Annotated in this window: 18 protein-coding genes and 2 tRNA genes; 12 read left to right on the forward strand and 8 right to left on the reverse strand. The window is 29.1% G+C overall.

Features of this window, described 5'->3' with window-relative positions; all coding sequences use genetic code 11:
* Positions 1 to 144: 144 nt before the first annotated feature.
* The 5 genes from LPB03_RS00565 to porX all read right to left on the reverse strand — a co-directional run bounded on the left by LPB03_RS00565 (position 145) and on the right by porX (position 4696).
* Positions 145 to 1341 (reverse strand): alanine dehydrogenase, encoded by a 1197-nt coding sequence (locus tag LPB03_RS00565; protein WP_065318425.1) that lies wholly within the window; start codon positions 1339 to 1341, stop codon positions 145 to 147.
* Positions 1342 to 1352: 11 nt separating this feature from the next.
* Positions 1353 to 1760, reverse strand: coding sequence for a tRNA (adenosine(37)-N6)-threonylcarbamoyltransferase complex ATPase subunit type 1 TsaE (gene tsaE / locus LPB03_RS00570; RefSeq protein ID WP_065318424.1), 408 nt, complete (start codon positions 1758 to 1760; stop codon positions 1353 to 1355).
* Between the two features lie 81 nt (positions 1761 to 1841).
* Entirely contained in the window at positions 1842 to 2420 is a 579-nt protein-coding gene (locus tag LPB03_RS00575; RefSeq protein WP_065318423.1) for a DUF1287 domain-containing protein, read from the reverse strand.
* 10 nt (positions 2421 to 2430) lie between these two features.
* The gene (locus LPB03_RS00580) at positions 2431 to 3114 is read right to left on the reverse strand and encodes a tetratricopeptide repeat protein (protein WP_065318422.1); all 684 of its coding nucleotides are present in this window, start codon (positions 3112 to 3114) and stop codon (positions 2431 to 2433) included.
* 34 nt (positions 3115 to 3148) lie between these two features.
* Complete coding sequence (gene porX / locus LPB03_RS00585; RefSeq protein WP_065318421.1) at positions 3149 to 4696, reverse strand: T9SS response regulator signal transducer PorX; 1548 nt, start codon at positions 4694 to 4696, stop codon at positions 3149 to 3151.
* Positions 4697 to 4947: 251 nt separating this feature from the next.
* Here porX and LPB03_RS00590 point away from each other — a divergent pair, with 251 nt between their 5' ends.
* The 12 genes from LPB03_RS00590 (at position 4948) to LPB03_RS00645 (ending at position 16919) form a co-directional block, all read left to right on the forward strand.
* Positions 4948 to 6177, forward strand: coding sequence for an HD domain-containing protein (locus tag LPB03_RS00590; RefSeq protein ID WP_170324190.1), 1230 nt, complete (start codon positions 4948 to 4950; stop codon positions 6175 to 6177).
* Between the two features lie 40 nt (positions 6178 to 6217).
* Positions 6218 to 7252: a UDP-3-O-(3-hydroxymyristoyl)glucosamine N-acyltransferase gene (lpxD, locus tag LPB03_RS00595; protein ID WP_065318419.1), complete on the forward strand. Its 1035-nt coding sequence runs from the start codon at positions 6218 to 6220 to the stop codon at positions 7250 to 7252.
* Entirely contained in the window at positions 7252 to 8643 is a 1392-nt protein-coding gene (locus tag LPB03_RS00600; RefSeq protein WP_065318418.1) for a bifunctional UDP-3-O-[3-hydroxymyristoyl] N-acetylglucosamine deacetylase/3-hydroxyacyl-ACP dehydratase, read from the forward strand. Before lpxD ends, LPB03_RS00600 begins: the two co-directional genes overlap by 1 nt.
* Positions 8644 to 8646: 3 nt before the next feature.
* Complete coding sequence (lpxA, locus tag LPB03_RS00605) at positions 8647 to 9432, forward strand: acyl-ACP--UDP-N-acetylglucosamine O-acyltransferase (RefSeq protein ID WP_026778124.1); 786 nt, start codon at positions 8647 to 8649, stop codon at positions 9430 to 9432.
* A 54-nt stretch (positions 9433 to 9486) separates the two neighbouring features.
* The gene (efp, locus tag LPB03_RS00610; RefSeq protein WP_065318417.1) at positions 9487 to 10053 is read left to right on the forward strand and encodes an elongation factor P; all 567 of its coding nucleotides are present in this window, start codon (positions 9487 to 9489) and stop codon (positions 10051 to 10053) included.
* 84 nt (positions 10054 to 10137) lie between these two features.
* Entirely contained in the window at positions 10138 to 10722 is a 585-nt protein-coding gene (locus tag LPB03_RS00615) for a hypothetical protein (RefSeq protein ID WP_065318401.1), read from the forward strand.
* A 2-nt stretch (positions 10723 to 10724) separates the two neighbouring features.
* Positions 10725 to 11642, forward strand: a complete 918-nt coding sequence (locus tag LPB03_RS00620; RefSeq protein ID WP_065318400.1) for a UDP-3-O-(3-hydroxymyristoyl)glucosamine N-acyltransferase — start codon at positions 10725 to 10727, stop codon at positions 11640 to 11642.
* Positions 11643 to 11712: 70 nt separating this feature from the next.
* Positions 11713 to 12585, forward strand: a complete 873-nt coding sequence (sucD, locus tag LPB03_RS00625) for a succinate--CoA ligase subunit alpha (protein WP_065318399.1) — start codon at positions 11713 to 11715, stop codon at positions 12583 to 12585.
* 103 nt (positions 12586 to 12688) lie between these two features.
* Positions 12689 to 13435 (forward strand): 3-oxoacyl-[acyl-carrier-protein] reductase, encoded by a 747-nt coding sequence (gene fabG / locus LPB03_RS00630; protein WP_065318398.1) that lies wholly within the window; start codon positions 12689 to 12691, stop codon positions 13433 to 13435.
* 179 nt (positions 13436 to 13614) lie between these two features.
* Positions 13615 to 13818, forward strand: coding sequence for a hypothetical protein (locus LPB03_RS00635; RefSeq protein WP_065318397.1), 204 nt, complete (start codon positions 13615 to 13617; stop codon positions 13816 to 13818).
* Between the two features lie 167 nt (positions 13819 to 13985).
* Complete coding sequence (locus tag LPB03_RS00640; RefSeq protein ID WP_231953122.1) at positions 13986 to 16013, forward strand: VWA domain-containing protein; 2028 nt, start codon at positions 13986 to 13988, stop codon at positions 16011 to 16013.
* Positions 16014 to 16088: 75 nt separating this feature from the next.
* A complete protein-coding gene (locus LPB03_RS00645) occupies positions 16089 to 16919 on the forward strand; it encodes a prohibitin family protein (protein WP_065318396.1) in 831 nt (276 codons plus the stop codon).
* 588 nt (positions 16920 to 17507) lie between these two features.
* Here the strand turns inward: LPB03_RS00645 and LPB03_RS00650 are convergent.
* The 3 genes from LPB03_RS00650 to LPB03_RS00660 form a co-directional block, all read right to left on the reverse strand.
* The gene (locus LPB03_RS00650; protein ID WP_065318395.1) at positions 17508 to 18314 is read right to left on the reverse strand and encodes a carboxypeptidase-like regulatory domain-containing protein; all 807 of its coding nucleotides are present in this window, start codon (positions 18312 to 18314) and stop codon (positions 17508 to 17510) included.
* A gap of 80 nt (positions 18315 to 18394) precedes the next feature.
* Positions 18395 to 18478: transfer RNA gene (locus LPB03_RS00655), tRNA-Leu, on the reverse strand.
* Positions 18479 to 18574: 96 nt separating this feature from the next.
* Positions 18575 to 18647 (reverse strand) — tRNA-Lys (locus tag LPB03_RS00660).
* Positions 18648 to 18649 lie beyond the last annotated feature (2 nt).

An 18649-nucleotide genomic window follows, 5' to 3' on the forward strand; every position in this document is an offset into this window, starting at 1 on the left:
TGTAAAGTTTTAGATGGTTTTGTTTTATTAAAAGACATCTTGGAAATTAAATTGTTACACTTACATCAAAAAAAAAGTGCTAATTATAAAATTAACACTCTCAATACTTTTAAATTAAGTTGATAAAAAATGCTTAACTTTATTTTATAAAATTAATAAGTTAATGTCTCTAAAAGGTAAATCGAACCATTCTGCAACTGTTCTGTTTGTTAAGATTCCATGATAAAAATACATGCCATTTCTTAAGCTTTTATCAAAACGAGCTGCATTTTCAAAACCACCTTCTTCTGCAATATCTAATAAATAAGGTGTAAAAATATTACTGATAGAAACAGAAGCAGTTCTTGAATAACGTGCAGGAATATTGGGCACACAATAGTGAATTACACCATGTTTTACAAATGTTGGTGAGTTGTGAGAAGTAACATTTGAGCTTTCAAAACAACCACCTCTATCAATACTAACATCTACAATTACAGCACCTTCTTTCATAGATTCTAACATCGTTTCTGTAACCACAACAGGCGATCTGTTTTTGCCTCTAATAGCTCCAATAGCAACATCACATCTCATTAAAGCTTTTGTAATAGATTTTGGTTGCAAAGTAGATGTATAAATTGGTGCAGGTAAACAATGTTGCAGGTTTCGTAATTTAGAAATTGAATTATCGAAAACTTTTACTCTAGCACCCAAGCCTAAGGCAGTTCTTGCTGCATATTCGCCCACAGTTCCTGCTCCAAAAATTACAACACTTGTTGGTGGAACTCCACCAATATTGCCAAACAATAATCCATTTCCTTTATTAGTACCACTCATTAATTCTCCTGCAATTAATATGGAAGCTGTCCCAGCAATTTCACTTAAAGATTTAACAACTGGATACGAATTATGTTCGTCTTTTATATAATCGAAAGCAACTGCAGTGATTTTCTTTTTTGCTAAACAGTCAAAATATTTTTTATTTTGTGTTTTTAATTGCAAAGAGGAAATTAAAATAGTTTCTGGATTTAAATATGCAATTTCTTCTTCAGTTGGTGGTGCCACTTTTAAAACAATATTACATTTAAAAGCTTCTTCTGTATTGTAAGAAATTTTTGCGCCAGCTTCCGAATATTCTTTATCAGTATAATTTGCGCCATCTCCAGCACCTGTTTCTACTACTATTCTATGGCCATGAGCACAAAGAGCTGTAACTGCATCTGGTGTTAAACAAACACGTTTTTCGCCTATATAAGTTTCTTTAGGCAAACCAATAAACAATTCGCCTTTTCTCTTTTGTATTTCTAGCATTTCTGCTTGTGGTAGTAATTCTTCTTTACTAAAAGGAGAAAATTGACTCATAAAAATTAGTTTTATTTTAGTTGAATGTTGCGTTTTCCATCATTTAAAATTGATAAATGAATTTCAACAGCATCTAAAGGTAGTAAATTTTCGATGTTTTTTGGCCATTCAATTAAACACCAGTCGTTATTATCGAAATATTCTTCAATTCCCATGTCTAAAGCCTCTTCTTCATCCGTAATTCTGTAAAAATCAAAATGAAAAACTTTTTCCTTTTTTGATGTTTCGTATTCATTTACTAAAGAAAAAGTAGGAGAGGAGATGCTATCTAAAACGTCCAAATTTTTACATATTTCTTTGATTAGTGTGGTTTTACCAACACCCATTTCTCCAAAAAATAATAAGGTTTTATTTTCTGCGGATGTAATAATTTCTGATGCAATTTCAGATAAATTATCTAAAGAATAGTTTTTATTCATAGAAACAAAAGTAGCAAACCAAAAAGGTTTTTAAAACTTTGGGGTTTACTTTTTAATAGTATTTCGGATTTTTTTTAAAAACTAATTCAAATATCGATAATGCCCAATAATTTTAAAGTCAAACAAACAATCTTGTAAAACTTGACCAGCTCCAATATTATGCACAATTAGAAATCGTTTATTGTCTTGAGATTTTTTGTTGACTACAATTCCTGTATGCGTAATTGCGCCTCCTAAATTCCAGCAAATAATATCTCCAGGTTTATAATCGTCAGGATTTTTAGTGATGGGTTTTGTGGTTCCTTTTCTAGAAAAGAAAGTCATTAAATTTGGCACTCTTCTATGATCTATATTTTTATCAGGCCTTTTTAAACTCCAAATTTTAGGATACAGATTAAAGTTTGCTTTCATATCTTCATGAACTTCTTTTTGCAAATCGATTCCTAATTTTCTGTAAGCTCTAATAATTACATCTGTACAAACACCTTTTCCTTTTGGCACATCTCCATTTGGATATTCAATTGAGAAATAGCTTGGATCATAAACTACGTTGTCTTTTGTTAATTCTAAAGCAGCTAAAGATAGCTTGTCTTCTTGTGCTTGTATATTTATTACATAATGAAAAATAAAAAATAATATAAAAATTGTTTTATTTTTCATTTCAAAAATTTTAATAGCAATTAACTTTCATCACTTCTATAGCATCTTCACTTCCTAAATCAACTGCATTTTCAAATTCAGAACAAGCTTCTTTTTTTCTCTCTAATTTGAGCAAAGAAGAAGCTAACATAAACTTTGAATCTCTTGATTTTTTTACATCATCTATACTAATAAAATCCTTAAGTGCAGATTTATAGTTTTTTAAATCATAAAAAGCTAAACCTCTATGATATCTTATTTGATAAAGTGAAACTTGAAAAGGAGAAATGCCATTTAAAAAAGTTCTTTTTAAATTAAAATTTGCAGATTGATTAGAAAAATTATTCTCTGCAGATTTCTCAGCATTATCATAATAGAAAATTGCGCTTCTTATATCTTTTAATTTTCTATAATTATTGGCAATGTAAAAAAACGAAAGTGTGTTTGATGAATCTAAACTTATAGCAGATTTAAAATCATTTATAGCAACTTTATAATTTTTTAAAGCAGTATTACTGATGCCTCGATTTACAAAAGCACCCACAAAATTTGGATTTAACTCCAGTACTTTGTCAAGCTTTTCAATCGCTTTTTTGTATTTTTTTTGTTCAATTAAACTTTCGGATTCTTCAAATAGCTCATCTTCTTGACCAAACGAACTTTGGATGAGTGAAATTTGAAATATTATTAAAATTAATAAACTTCTTTTTTTCATAATAGCATTTTTTTAGTTATTGCAAATTTAAGTTTTACTTGGGACTATAAACTGCACAAGGAATAATCATTTCCTCTAAAGAAACACCTCCATGTTGATAGGTGTTTTTGTAATATTTTACAAAATGATTAAAGTTGTTTGGATACGCAAAAAATAAATCTTCCTTCGCAAAAATAAACGGACTATTCATAGCTACAGTTGGCAAAAAGATATCCTTAGGATTTCTTACTGCATATACATCTTTTTCTTCGTAGCTTAAACTTCTGCCAGTTTTGTAACGTAAATTAGCGCTGATATTTTTATCGCCAATTACTTTTGTAGGATTTTTACAGTTAATGGTTCCATGATCTGTGGTGATGATTAATTTTTGACCTAAATTCTGTGCTTTTTGAATAATTTCAAACAAAGGTGAGTTTTTAAACCAGCTTAAAGTTAAACTTCTATACGCTTTATCATCGCCAGCTAATTCTTTAATAACTTCCATTTCTGTTTTAGAGTGTGAAAGCATATCCACAAAATTATAGACAACTGTTGTTAAGTCGTTTTGCTTAGTTCCGTTAAAATTATCGGCTAATTCTTTTCCGCTTTTTAAAGAAGTAATTTTATAATATTCGTGTTTAATATCTAAACTTAATCTTTTTATTTGAGCCGTTAAAAATTCATTTTCGTATAGATTCATTCCACCTTCATCAACATCGTTTTTCCAATAATTAGGATGGCGTTTTTCCATTTCTGATGGCATCAACCCAGAAAAAATTGCATTTCTAGCATATTGAGTGGCTGTTGGTAAAATTGAGAAATAAGAATATTCTTTGTCTTTCTTGTAAAAATTATTAATTAAAGGTTCTAAAATTCTGTATTGATCGTACCGTAAATTATCAATCACAACCCATAAAACACTTTGGTCTTTACTTAATTCTGGAACCACATAATCTTTAAAAAGGGTATGAGAAAAAGTGGGTTTGTCATGAGCTGTTAAGAAATCTTCGTAATTCTTTTTAATGAATTTAAAAAACTGATTGTTAGCTTCTTGTTTCTGACTTTCTAGAATCCCTAACATTCCAGGATCGCTAATGTTTTCTAATTCTAATTCCCAATGAACTAGTTTTTTATACAAATCAATCCATTCTGAATAAGAATTTACCATAGATAAATCCATCGAAATTTTCCTGAATTCTTGCTGATAGCTAGAGGTTGTTTTCTCTGAAACCAAACGTGAGTTGTCTAGATTTTTCTTTAAACTCAATAAAATTTGACTAGGATTAACAGGTTTTATTAAATAATCTGAAATTTTAGAGCCAATGGCTTCTTCCATAATATATTCTTCCTCGCTTTTAGTAATCATAACTACAGGTAAGTTTGCCTGTTTTTGTTTGATTTCCGAAAGTGTTTCCAAGCCAGTTAATCCTGGCATATTTTCATCTAAAAAAACAATATCGAAATTTTGTCCATCAACCAAATCAATAGCATCAGCACCATTTGTACAGGTTGTTACTTTGTAGTTTTTGCGTTCTAAAAAAAGAATGTGAGGTTTTAATAATTCAATTTCATCATCTACCCATAATATTTGTATGCTACTCATAGTTCGTTTTTAAATTCTAAATTTCTAACGTTAAATATACCCTTTTGTTACTTTTTGTTGATGCTAATAATGATAAAATATTGCCAATTTTAGGTTTTATAAATTTTCACTTTTAGAAAGCTTTTTATATTCGTTAAATTTTATTTTTATTGATAAGATGTTATTATATAAGCTGAAAAATATTAATAGGTAAAACAATCAAGTTTAAAGCATTAAATCGTAATTTGCATCCTCTTAAAAAAGTATCAATTTTGAAGAAAAAAACGCCAAATAAATTAAAAATTTTAAATGATCCTATTTATGGATTTATTCAAATTCCAAATTCCATCATATTCGATCTTATTGAACATCCTTATTTTCAGAGATTAAGAAGAATTGCGCAAATGGGCTTTTCTAACTTGGTGTATCCAGGAGCAAATCACACGCGTTTTCAGCATGCAATTGGTTGTATTCATTTAATGCAAAAGGCAGTTAGAGTTTTACGTTTTAAACAAATTGAAATTTCTAAAGACGAAGAAGTAGCTTTATATATTGCAATTTTATTGCACGATATTGGTCATGGAGCTTTTTCTCACGCTTTGGAGCATAGTATTGTAAGTGGGATTTCTCACGAAGAGATTTCGTTAAAATTCATCAAAAAATTAAATGAAGAATTTGATGGTGAATTAGATTTAGCCATTACAATTTTTGAAGGGAAATATCATCGTAAATTTTTATATCAATTAATATCTAGTCAATTAGATATAGATCGATTAGATTATTTAAAACGAGACAGTTTTTTTACAGGAGTTACAGAAGGCAATATTTCATCAGACAGGTTAATTGTAATGATGAATGTGAAGGATGATGAGTTAGTGATCGAAAAAAAAGGAATTTATTCTGTAGAAAAATTTTTGATTGCTAGACGTTTAATGTATTGGCAAGTGTATTTACATAAAACAGGTTTGGTTGCAGAAAATATGTTGGTAAATGTTTTAAGAAGAGCAAAAGAATTAGCAGAAAATGGTGTTGATTTATATGCAAGTTCTGCCTTAAAATATTTTTTATACAATCAAATAAATAAGGATAATTTTACAGACAATACTTTAGAAATGTTCTCTAATTTAGATGATTATGATATTTTATCTGCCATCAAAGAATGGACGAATCATTCAGATAAAGTGTTGTCTTTACTATCTAAAATAATTGTTGATAGAGAGTTATTAAGAATCGAAATTCAGAAAACTAATTTTGAAGAAGCTGATGTACAAAAGAAGATACAAAAGTTCTCGAAAAAGTTGAAATTATCAGCAAAAGAAACGAGTTATTTTGTGTTTTCTCAGAGAATTATTAATCAGGCTTACAATTCAGAAATACCAATTCTTATTTTAAATAAAAACGGAAAGTTAAAAGATATTGCAAAAGCATCCGATCAATTAAACTTACAGGCATTAACAAAACCTGTCGTAAAATACTTTATTTGTTATCCAAAGTATAAATGATATTAGCCAAATACCTTTAAATTTTATACTTTTGCAGTTAATGAAATTTACAGCACAACAAATAGCGGATATTTTAGAAGGAGAAGTCGTGGGAAATCCTGATGAGGAAGTTTCTAAATTATCTAAAATAGAGGAAGGAGAAAAAGGTTCTTTAACTTTTTTATCGAACCCAAAATATAACTCATACCTTTATACTACAAATGCTTCAGTAGCTATTGTAAATAAAAGTTTAACTTTAGAAAAAGAAGTTACATCCACACTTATAAAAGTAGAAGATGCTTACAAATCTTTTTCTAAATTATTAGAATTTTACAACGAAGTAAAAAATAATAAACAAGGTAGAGAGCAACCACATTTTATTTCGAAATCAGCAAAAATTGGAGAAAATGAGTATTTGGGTGCTTTTTCTTACATAGGTGAAAATGTAATTATTGGTGATAACGTAAAAATTTATCCAAACAGTTATATTGGTGATAATACAATTATTGGTGATAATTGTGTGATTTTTTCAGGCGTAAAAATATATTCGGAAACTCAAATTGGTAATCATTGTAAATTTCATTCTGGATGTATTATAGGTTCAGATGGATTTGGTTATGCACCTAATGAAAAAGGCGAATACGCAGCAATTCCGCAAATAGGAAATGTAATCATAGAAGATTATGTAGATATTGGTGCGAATACAACTATAGATAGAGCTACAATGGGTTCTACAATTATAAGAAAAGGTGTTAAATTAGATAATTTAATTCAGATTGCTCATAATGTAGAAATAGGAAAAAATACAGTTATTGCGTCACAATCTGCAGTTGCTGGTTCCTCTAAAGTTGGCGAAAATTGTGTAATAGGAGGTCAAGTAGGAATTTCAGGACATTTAAAATTAGGGAATAATTTACAAATACAAGGTCAATCTGGTATCAGTAAAAGTTTAAAAGATGGTGCTATTGTTCAAGGTTCACCAGCATTTAATTATCCAGATTTTTTTAAATCATATGCTTATTTCAAAAATTTACCAAAATTGGCTTCAAAAATAAATCAATTAGAAAAAGAATTGAAGACTCAAACAAAAGAATAATGAGTAAGAAACAAAAAACAATAAAAAATGCAGTTACACTCTCTGGTGTAGGTTTGCATACAGGTAACACTGTTTCAATGACGTTAAAACCAGCTCCAATAAACCATGGATTTGCTTTTAAGAGAATAGATTTGGAGGGCTCTCCAATAATTGAAGCAAATGCAGAATATGTTGTAACTACGCAAAGAGGTACAAATTTAGAAAAGAACGGAGTTCAAATACAAACATCAGAACACGTTTTAGCTGCTGCTGTTGGTTTAGATATCGATAATTTGTTGATAGAAGTAGATGCTTCTGAACCACCAATTATGGACGGTTCATCAAAATATTTTATAGAAGCTTTAGAAAAAGCAGGTATAGAAGAGCAAGATGCAGATATTGAAGAATATATTGTAAAAGAAATTATTTCTTTTAAAGATGATATTACTGGAAGCGAGATTATTTTGATGCCTTCAGATGAATATCAAATTACAACTATGGTAGATTTTGGAACTAAAATTTTAGGAACTCAAAATGCTACTTTAGATCGTATTTCTGATTTTAAAACAGAAATTGCAGATGCTAGAACATTCAGTTTTTTACATGAAATTGAAATGTTACTAGAAAACGATTTGATTAAAGGAGGTGATTTAAATAATGCTATTGTTTATGTTGATAAGGAATTATCAGAAAACACCATGCAAAAACTTCAAAAAGCTTTTAATAAAGAAAATATTTCTGTAAAACCAAATGGTATTTTAGACAATCTTACTTTACATTGGGCAAATGAAGCTGCTCGTCATAAATTATTAGATGTAATAGGCGATTTAGCTTTAGTTGGCACAAGAATTAGAGGAAAAGTTATTGCTAACAAACCTGGACATTTGGTAAATACGCAGTTTGCTAAAAAATTGGCTAAAATTATAAAAACTGAAAAGAGAAACTATGTTCCTCAATTCGATTTAAACTTACCACCATTATTAGATATTCATCAAATAATGGACATTTTACCTCACAGACCACCATTTTTAATGATTGATAGAATTATAGAGCTATCAGAAAAACATGTTGTGGGTATGAAAAATGTTACCATGAATGAAAATTTCTTTGTAGGTCATTTTCCAGGATCACCAGTTATGCCAGGGGTTTTACAAGTAGAAGCAATGGCACAATGTGGAGGTGTTTTAGTATTAAGCACAGTTCCAGATCCAGAAAATTATTTAACATATTTCATGAAAATGGATAATGTGAAATTTAAACAAAAAGTGTTGCCTGGAGATACTTTAATTTTTAAAGCAGAATTAATTACTCCAATAAGAAGAGGAATTTGCCACATGCAAGCATATGCATATGCAAATGGTAAATTAGTTGCAGAAGCAGAATTAATGGCACAAATTGCTAGAAAAAAATAAAATATGAATCAGCCTTTAGCGTATGTTCATCCCCAAGCAAAAATTGCAAGAAACGTTGTAATAGAACCTTTTACAACCATTCATAATAATGTAACAATTGGTTCAGGAACATGGATTGGGTCTAATGTAACCATTATGGAAGGCGCAATAATTGGGCAAAATTGTCGAATTTTTCCTGGTTCAGTAATTTCTGCAATTCCACAAGATTTAAAGTTCGATGATGAAGAAACTACTGTAGAAATTGGAGACAATGTTACTATAAGAGAATGTGTTACCATCAACAGAGGAACAAAAGACAGAATGAAAACTGTGATTGGTAATAACTGTTTAATTATGGCTTATTGTCATGTTGCTCACGATTGTTATGTGGGTGATAATTGTATTTTTTCTAACAATACAACTTTAGCAGGTCATGTAACCATTGGCGATAATGTTGTTTTAGCAGGTATGGTTGCTGTGCATCAATTTGCATCTGTTGGTAAACATGCGTTTGTAACTGGTGGTTCTTTGGTTCGTAAAGATGTACCTCCTTATGTAAAAGCTGCAAGAGAGCCTTTATCTTATGTTGGTATTAATTCAGTAGGTTTAAGAAGAAGAGGATATTCAACTGAAAAAATTAGAGAAATTCAGAATATCTATAGAATTTTATTCCAAAAAAACTATAATTATACGCAAGCAATCGATATTATCGAAGCAGAAATGGAAGCAACTCCAGAACGTGATGAAATTATTCAATTCATAAAAGATTCTCATAGAGGAATTATGAAAGGATATTTTAACGTAAATTAAAATTGATAAACTAAACTTAAAGTTTGTGCAAATTCACAAACTAAAAAATAAAATATGGCAACAACATCAGATATTAGAAACGGATTGTGTATTAGATATAATAATGATATCTACAAAATAGTTGAATTTTTACATGTTAAACCAGGAAAAGGGCCTGCATTTGTAAGAACAAAATTAAAAAGTGTAACGAATGGAAAAGTAATTGATAACACATTTCCTGCAGGTAGAAAAATAGATGATGTAAGAGTAGAAACTCATAAATTTCAATATTTATATAATGATGGCGAATTTTATCATTTTATGAATGAAGCTGATTATAGTCAAATAAGATTATTAGAAGCAGCTTTAGATACACCAAAATTAATGAAAGAAGGTGAAATTGTAACGATTATCATCAACTCTGAAGATAATATGCCACTTTCTGTAGAAATGCCAATGAGTGTTATTTTAGAAGTAACACATACAGAACCTGGTATTAAAGGTAATACAGCCACAAATGCTACAAAACCAGCAACTGTAGAAACTGGTGCAGAAGTTAATGTTCCTTTATTTATTAATGAAGGTGATAAAATTAAAATAGAAACTGCCAAAGGAACTTACCAAGAACGTATTAAGGAGTAAAAAAAAAGTTGTCAATCTTCAGCAGGCAGTTTTCAGTGACTACTGAAAACTGCCTGCTGAAGATTACTTACTAAAAATAGCGCTATGAAAAAAGGACTCCTAATTATTTTAATGATTTGTTTATCATTAAGCTCTTGTAAAAAGATTATAGACTCTGCAGCATCTTTAAGTAAAGAAGATATTACAGCTAAAGATTTAGTTGAGGTTTCTGTAAATGATGATTACTTAATTTCTATTCCTGATTATATGAAGGAAATGCCATCTTTAAATGATGATGCTTCCTTTCAATATGCTAATATTTACAAAGAAACTTATACAATTGTAATTGATGAAGATAAACAAGAATTTATTGATGCCTTTAAAGAAATTGGTATTTATAATGATTCACTATCTGTTATCGAAAACTATTCAGAGTATCAAGTAAAAAGTTTTCAAGAAAGTTTAAATTCTGATGAAGTAAAAGAATTAGATTTTAAACTTAAAAATTTAATAACCAAACAATTTGAACTAAATGGAATTATTGATGGTATTAACGGAAATTATTTAATTGGTTTTGTAGAAAGTGATGCGAAAATGTATATGCTGATGTCTTGGACTGTAGATGATAGATATAAAAAGTATAAAAACACATTTCAATTAATTCAGAATTCATTCAAACTTAAAAATTAATTTTGAAATTCAAAAAACCACAAACTCTTAAAGAGATTGCTACATTAATCAATACCGATTTTATAGGTGATGATAATTTCGAGATTCTAGGAATCAATGAAATTCATGTAGTAGAAAAAGGAGATATCGTTTTTGTAGATCATCCTAAATATTATGATAAAGCATTAAATTCTGCTGCAACAACTATTTTAATCAACAAAAAAGTAGATTGTCCAGAAGGTAAATCTCTATTAATATCTGAAGATCCTTTTCGTGATTTTAATAAAATAACCAAATATTTTAATCCTTTTATTGCATCCAAAGAAAGCATAGCAGAAAGTGCTATTATTGGAGAAGGAACTATAATTCAGCCCAATGTTTTTATTGGAAACAATGTAACCATTGGTAAAAACTGTGTGATTCATCCAAATGTAACGATCTACGACAATTCAGTTTTAGGTGATAATGTAACCATTCACGCCAATACAGTTTTGGGAGCAGACGCTTTTTATTATAAAAAACGTCCAGAAGGTTTTGATAAATTAATTTCAGGAGGTAGAGTTGTCATCGAAAATAATGTAGACTTAGGTGCTTCTTGTACTATTGATAAAGGAGTTACAGGAGATACAACCATTAAAGAAGGCACTAAAATTGACAATCAAGTGCATGTTGGTCATGATACTGTAATTGGCAAAAAATGTTTAATAGCTTCACAAACAGGTATTGCTGGTTGTGTAATTATTGAAGATGAGGTTACAATTTGGGGACAAGTTGGCACAAATAGCGGAATTACTATTGGTAAAGGTGCTATAATTTTAGGGCAAACTGGTGTTACAAAATCAGTTGCAGGAGGAAAAAGTTATTTTGGAACTCCAATTGAAGAATCAAGAGAAAAATTAAAACAAATAGCAGGCTTAAAAAGATTGTTAAAAGAGAAATAAAAAACGGATAAGTTTTTTATAAAAGTAAACAAAGAACTATTTTTGCATAACAAATAAATAAAGACAAACCATGAGTGTTTTAGTAAATAAGAATTCAAAAATTATTGTACAAGGTTTTACAGGTAGTGAAGGTACTTTTCACGCTGGTCAAATGATTGATTATGGAACAAACGTTGTTGGAGGTGTAACTCCAGGAAAAGGTGGTCAAGAGCATTTAGGAAAACCAGTTTTTAATACGGTTGCAGAATCTGTAGAAAAAGCAGGTGCAGATACTTCTATTATTTTTGTTCCTCCAGCTTTTGCTGCAGATGCAATTATGGAAGCTGCAGATGCAGGAATCAAAGTAATTATTTGTATTACAGAAGGAATTCCTACTGCAGATATGGTGAAGGTAAAAGCATATATTGCAAATAAAGATACAAGATTAGTTGGGCCAAATTGTCCAGGAGTTATCACTCCAGATGAAGCTAAAGTTGGTATTATGCCAGGTTTTATTTTCAAAAAAGGTAAAGTTGGTATCGTTTCTAAATCAGGAACTTTAACCTATGAAGCTGCTGATCAGGTTGTAAAACAAGGTTTTGGAATTACAACTGCCATTGGAATTGGTGGAGATCCAATTATTGGAACCACTACTAAAGAAGCTGTAGAAATGTTAATGAACGATCCAGAAACTGAAGCAATTGTTATGATTGGTGAAATTGGTGGAAATTTAGAAGCAGAAGCTGCACAATGGATTAAAGCTGATGGAAATAGAAAACCAGTTGTTGGTTTTATTGCAGGACAAACTGCACCTGCTGGAAGAACAATGGGTCATGCAGGAGCAATTGTTGGTGGAGCAGATGATACTGCACAAGCAAAAATGAAAATTTTAGCAGAAAATGGAATTCACGTTGTAAGTTCGCCAGCAAAAATTGGAGAAATGGTTGCAAGCGTTCTTAAATAATTAAAAATTATTTTTAAATATATTAATTCCTGATTATATTGAAGCTATTTCAATTTTTCAGGAATTACTTTTTTATATTTGATAACAATCAAAATACTTTAAAATGAAATTACTAGAAAACAAATCAGCAATAATTACAGGAGCAACAAGAGGAATTGGACGTGGAATTGCAGTAGAATTTGCAAAACAAGGTGCGAATGTAGCTTTTACTTATAGCTCTTCTGTAGAAGCAGCAAAAGAATTAGAAGAAGAATTAAAAGCATTTGGAGTTTCTGCAAAAGGATATCAATCAAATGCAGCAAATTTTGATGCAGCTCAAGAATTAGCAAAAGAAGTTTTAGCAGAATTTGGAACTATTGATATTTTAGTAAACAATGCAGGAATTACAAAAGACAATTTGTTAATGCGTATTTCTGAAGATGATTTTGATAAAGTAATTGAAGTAAACTTAAAATCAGTTTTTAATTTAACAAAAGCTGTAATAAGACCAATGATGAAGCAAAGAGCAGGTTCTATCATTAATATGAGTTCTGTAGTTGGTTTAAAAGGAAATGCTGGGCAAACCAATTATGCAGCATCAAAAGCTGGTATTGTTGGGTTTTCTAAATCAGTTGCTTTAGAATTAGGTTCAAGAAATGTAAGAAGTAACGTAATTGCTCCAGGATTTATTGAAACAGAAATGACAGATAAATTAGATGAAAAAGTTGTACAAGGTTGGCGAGATTCAATTCCTTTAAAAAGAGGAGGAAGTCCACAAGATATTGCAAATGCTTGTGTGTTTTTAGCTTCAGATATGAGTAGCTATATTACAGGACAAACGTTGTCTGTAGATGGTGGAATGCTTACTTAAAACCTTATTAAATAACAATAAAGTTTAAAATATTATAAAAAATGCCTGTTTAAAAAACAGGCATTTTTTTATTCATCGATATTTGTTTACCAATCATCTAAAGTTAATCAGTACTTGTCTAAAACTTTATTTTGAGTCTTAAAGACGCTGTATATTTGTAGTGTAAAATAACAACATATATGCATACTAAAGAACTTTCAATAGAGCATCAAGCAGTAATAAATGAACTAAAAAAAGAACCTTTAACAAGTTTTCAAATTTTAAAGAAAACCCAAAATGTATCTTTAATACTTGTAATATATAACATTTTAGATGAGTTAAATTCTATGGGAATTTTAAAAACGTACGTAAAACAAAATGTAAAATATCATTATATAGCTTAAACCCTAAAAATATTTTACCCCTAAAATACCTAAACTCCTAAACATTTCAATACCTCTAAAAGTAAAACCCTAATAAAGTTGAATTATCTTTATAACCTACAACATTTAACGTTGTAGGTTTTTTGTTTGTAGATAGTTATTTATATCTTTCCCATAAAATAATAAGTTTGCAATCAACTTTAATTCTATTCAGTATTTTAGCGTTGTTATTGAGTATTTCAATAGCCTATTTCCAATATTATTATCAAATAAAAAATAGCATTAAGGTTACACCTATTTTATTTGTTTTAAAAGCAACAAGTCTTTTTTTGCTACTACTATTATTCATAAATCCTACTATAGAAAAAACAGAAATTACGAATATAAAACCTGTATTGTCTGTTTTGGTTGATAATTCTAAATCAACTTCTTTTTTTAAGGAGGATAAAAATGTCGCTGATTTCCTTCAAGTAATTGATGAAAATGGTAAATTGAATAAGAAATTTGATGTTCAAAAATTTACGTTTGGTACTTCTTTACAAATTTTAGACAGTCTTTCTTTTGATGATAGTCAAACTAATATTTCTGATGGAATTCTTGGAGTACAAAATTTACAGGAAGATAAAATTTCGCCCATTATTTTAATTTCTGATGGAAACCAAACGATTGGTCAAGATTACGAGTTTATCAATAGTAAACAGCCAATTTATCCTATTGTTATTGGAGACACCACAACATATGTAGATGTTAAAATAACGCAATTAAACGTTAATAAATACAGTTATATCAAAAATAAATTTCCTGTAGAAGTTATTTTAAATTATGAAGGACGTGAAAAAGTAAACACACAATTTTCAATATTTAGTGAAGGTAAAAGTGTTTTTAGAAAAAATGTTTCTTTTTCTTCGGATAAAAGATCGGCGACTATTCTTGCAAATTTAACTTCAACGAAAGAGGGTTTACAATACTATACAGCTTCTATTTCAAAAATTAATAATGAGAAAAATATCAAAAATAATAGTAAAAGTTTTTCAGTTGAAGTTATAGATGAACAAACGAAAGTATTGATATTAACGTCAGTTTTACATCCAGATTTGGGTGCTTTTAAAAAATCAATAGAAAGTAATAAACAGCGATCTGTAAAAATTGTTACGATTGATAAATTTACAGAAGAATTAGAAGAGTTTCAATTGGTAATTTTATATCAACCTACTGCTAGTTTTAATTCAGTTTTTTCAAAGATAAAAGAAAATAATAGTAATTATTTATTGGTTTCTGGAGCACATACAGATTGGAATTTTATCAACCAAAAAACGTTAGGATTTCGTAAAAACGCCATCAACCAAACAGAAAATTATGGGGCAATTTATAATGATGCTTTTTTAACTTTTTTACAAGAAGATATTGGTTTTAATAACTACCCACCTTTGTTGGATAAGTTTGGTGAAGTTAGCATCACCAAAGAACATCAAGTTTTGCTGTCGCAAAATATAAATGGTGTTCAAACTCAGCAACCTTTAGTGGCAACTTTTGATGTAAATAATCAAAAATCGGCAATATTATTAGGAGAAGGTATTTGGAAATGGAGAGCAGCTATTTTTTTAAATTCGAATTCTTTCGAAGATTTTGATAAATTTACTGGGAATTTGGTGCAGTTTTTAGCATCCAACAAGAAGAGAAATCGTTTAGAAGTAAATTCGGAAAGTTTGTATCCTGCAAATTCAACCATAAATATTTCAGCTTTTTATACCGATAAAAATTATCAGTTTGATGCTAGAGCATCACTTGAAATTAGCATTACAAACACAGAAACGAATGAAGTTTTGAAAGTTCCTTTTTCATTAATTAATAATTCGTATCAAACCGAAATTGAGAATCTTGCTTCTGGAGATTATACGTATAAAGTATCAGTATCTGGTCAGAACATCAACAAATATGGGCGATTTAAAATTACGGATTATGAAGTTGAAGAGCAGTTTACAAATGCGAATGTAAATAAGTTGCAAAAATTAGCAGATAAAACAGGAGGGAAGTTGTTTTATACGAATCAGATAGATACAATAACAAAAGAATTATTGGAAGAGGAATCATTTTATACGATTCAAAAATCATCAACAAAACAAGAAAATTTAATTGATTGGAGATGGATTTTATTCATTGTAATTGGATTATTTACTGTAGAATGGTTTATTAGAAAATACCATGGCAAAATTTAAAAAAATATATAATTCGTATCAATTGTGTTTGATGCTTATAAGTCGTAAATTTGATAAAATTAAAAAACAGTAAATATGGCAAATAATCAAATGGATTTTAAATTCCCAAAAGGCGGAGTTTTTTTTATTATCATAGCAATTGCAGTTATTATTTTATTCTCAAAATCTACAGTAACCATTGGACCTGGAGAAGGAGGTGTAATTTTTGAAACTTTAGGAAGTGGTATTGATACCGAAAAAACATATGGAGAAGGTTTTCATATTGTTGCTCCTTGGAATAGAATGATTGTAAGAAAAGTACGTCAGCAGTCTATTTCTAATGAAATGAATGTGCTTTCTGTAAACGGATTAGAAGTTAAAGTAAGTGGAACTATTTGGTACGAACCAGAATTGGTGAATTTAGGAAATCTTATTAAAACGAAAGGTGAAGATTATGAGCGTGAATTGTTAGATCCTGCAATTAATGCAGCTGCAAGAAGTGTTGTTGGACGTTACACACCAGAACAATTATATTCTAGTAAGAGAGATGTTATTGAGCAAGAAATTTTAGACGAAGTTCAGTTGGTTTTAAAAGATCAATATTTATCTGTAAAAAGAGTTTTAGTGGAAGATGTTAAATTACCAAGTACCATTAGAATTGCAATTGAAACTAAATTAAAGCAAGAACAAGAGTCTTTAGAATATGAGTTTAGATTATCTAAAGCTAAAAAAGAGGCTGAAAGACAAAAGATTGATGCAGAAGGTAAAGCTATTGCAAATAAGATTTTAAGTGAGTCTTTAACAGATAAAATTTTACAAGAAAAAGGAATTGAAGCTACTATAGAACTTTCTAAATCTCCTAACAGTAAAGTGGTTGTAATTGGTTCAGGAAAAACAGGAATGCCAATTATATTAGGAAATCAATAGATAGTTTAGTTATCTTATTTAAAGGTCCTTTAAATTTGTATAAAAAAATCAGTCAAAATTTGACTGATTTTTTTTGTTTAATTTTAAGAATTACTACTTCCAGATTTAAATGTAAAGTAGAGTATAGGTAAAATAATTATTGCAGCAGCAATGATTAAAGATGTGATTAATACAAATTTTAATACGTAATAAAAAACAACAAACAACGCTATTGCAATTAGTATTGATAAAAATATTTTAGATTTCATAAGGTTCATTTTATTATTAAGACTATAAAATTAGTCACAAATGAATTGTTTTATGATAACTATCTATAAAATATTTAACTCATATAAAAATAGCAGTTTCAAGCTGTTCAAGAAATTTAATCTTGCTTCAACTTATGTCTATTTCTTAAATTTCTGTTAAGTAAAAGAATATTTGTAACGAATTATAAAATAAGTCGTCTTATTATTATAGCACTGAAAATCTTTAGAAGATTTTTTAGTTAGTTTTAATAGTTGATTAGAGTCAAAAGCAAGTTAGTTGTTTTTGACTCTTTTCAATTTATAAAATATAAGTATGATTTTATGAATTGTAAACTAGAAATTAGTTTTTAGAAGGAATTTTATCACGCTGAATACTTCCTTTTTTCAATGCTTTGTAATTTTCATAACAAGATAAAACAGCTTCTATCATTTGTAAATCAGATGCTTTTTTTATAAAATAATCAGAATAACTACAATCCGTTAAAAGTTCTGTTAACTCTTGTCTGTCCATTTGTAAATACTCCATCATTACTTCTCTATCAAATTTACCAGCTAACATTTTACGTAAATCGTCTTCTTTTTTAAGCTTTTGAAGTTTTTTTAATTGATTTGGCTTCTTACCAAAGAGGTTGTATAAAAAATCTACAGGTTGAAAGAGTGCAGCAACTGGAGATGAGAAATCTTTTTTATTAGGTTTTCCAACTTCGTAAGTTTGTGGCAATCCATTAATATGAATTCTTGTAAACCTATCTTTAGGCACTTGTTTAACATCAATTTCTAAAACACCAATTAATTTGGTAGATTTTATAATAACTTCTTTAACTTCTTCTGGTTTTTCATACAAAGCAATTTCTAACTCGTTATCTGCTTTTAATAAATCGTTCGTAATTTTTATTTTAATTGATGAATACCCTAAGTAAGATACTAAAATGGTATCATTTACTTTAGTTGGTAATTCAAAATAACCTTTATCATTGGTAATTGTACCTTGAACAGAATTTAAATTTAAAACATGTGCAGCACTTAAAACACGACTATCCTCAGCGTGTATAATTTGCCCTTTAAGCATTGACTTTGGAATACTATCTTTTTGAGAAAAAGCACTTAAACTTAAGAATAAGCACAAAATAAACAGGTTTCTTTGCATAAAAACAAAATTAAGTATAATACAGTTTAAAAAAGTTAATTTTTTGTGAAGAAGTTTAAAAATAATTCATTTTTAAAAAGTGCACACGAGAAGATTCGAACTTCCACTTCCTTACGAAAACAAACCCCTCAAGCTTGCGCGTCTACCAATTTCGCCACGTGTGCAGATAATTTAAAAATAAATCTATAATTTTAAAGTAAGTTTTTTGGTATAAACTTAAATAAAAAAAGTTAAGCTTTCGCTTAACTTTTTTTAAATTGTGACTGGGCTGGGGCTCGAACCCAGGACCCTCTCCTTAAAAGGGAGATGCTCTACCAACTGAGCTACCAAGTCTT

Source organism: Polaribacter vadi (genome assembly GCF_001761365.1).
GTDB classification, from domain to species: domain Bacteria; phylum Bacteroidota; class Bacteroidia; order Flavobacteriales; family Flavobacteriaceae; genus Polaribacter; species Polaribacter vadi.

Bases quoted from the DNA above. Each gene is read 5' to 3' on its own strand.
- LPB03_RS00565 (WP_065318425.1), bottom strand. From the start codon at position 1,341: ATGAGTCAATTTTCTCCTTTTAGTAAAGAAGAATTACTACCACAAGCA.
- tsaE (WP_065318424.1), bottom strand. From the start codon at position 1,760: ATGAATAAAAACTATTCTTTAGATAATTTATCTGAAATTGCATCAGAA.
- LPB03_RS00575 (WP_065318423.1), bottom strand. From the start codon at position 2,420: ATGAAAAATAAAACAATTTTTATATTATTTTTTATTTTTCATTATGTA.
- LPB03_RS00580 (WP_065318422.1), bottom strand. From the start codon at position 3,114: ATGAAAAAAAGAAGTTTATTAATTTTAATAATATTTCAAATTTCACTC.
- porX (WP_065318421.1), bottom strand. From the start codon at position 4,696: ATGAGTAGCATACAAATATTATGGGTAGATGATGAAATTGAATTATTA.
- lpxD (WP_065318419.1), top strand. From the start codon at position 6,218: ATGAAATTTACAGCACAACAAATAGCGGATATTTTAGAAGGAGAAGTC.
- LPB03_RS00600 (WP_065318418.1), top strand. From the start codon at position 7,252: ATGAGTAAGAAACAAAAAACAATAAAAAATGCAGTTACACTCTCTGGT.
- lpxA (WP_026778124.1), top strand. From the start codon at position 8,647: ATGAATCAGCCTTTAGCGTATGTTCATCCCCAAGCAAAAATTGCAAGA.
- efp (WP_065318417.1), top strand. From the start codon at position 9,487: ATGGCAACAACATCAGATATTAGAAACGGATTGTGTATTAGATATAAT.
- LPB03_RS00615 (WP_065318401.1), top strand. From the start codon at position 10,138: ATGAAAAAAGGACTCCTAATTATTTTAATGATTTGTTTATCATTAAGC.
- sucD (WP_065318399.1), top strand. From the start codon at position 11,713: ATGAGTGTTTTAGTAAATAAGAATTCAAAAATTATTGTACAAGGTTTT.
- fabG (WP_065318398.1), top strand. From the start codon at position 12,689: ATGAAATTACTAGAAAACAAATCAGCAATAATTACAGGAGCAACAAGA.
- LPB03_RS00635 (WP_065318397.1), top strand. From the start codon at position 13,615: ATGCATACTAAAGAACTTTCAATAGAGCATCAAGCAGTAATAAATGAA.
- LPB03_RS00645 (WP_065318396.1), top strand. From the start codon at position 16,089: ATGGCAAATAATCAAATGGATTTTAAATTCCCAAAAGGCGGAGTTTTT.
- LPB03_RS00650 (WP_065318395.1), bottom strand. From the start codon at position 18,314: ATGCAAAGAAACCTGTTTATTTTGTGCTTATTCTTAAGTTTAAGTGCT.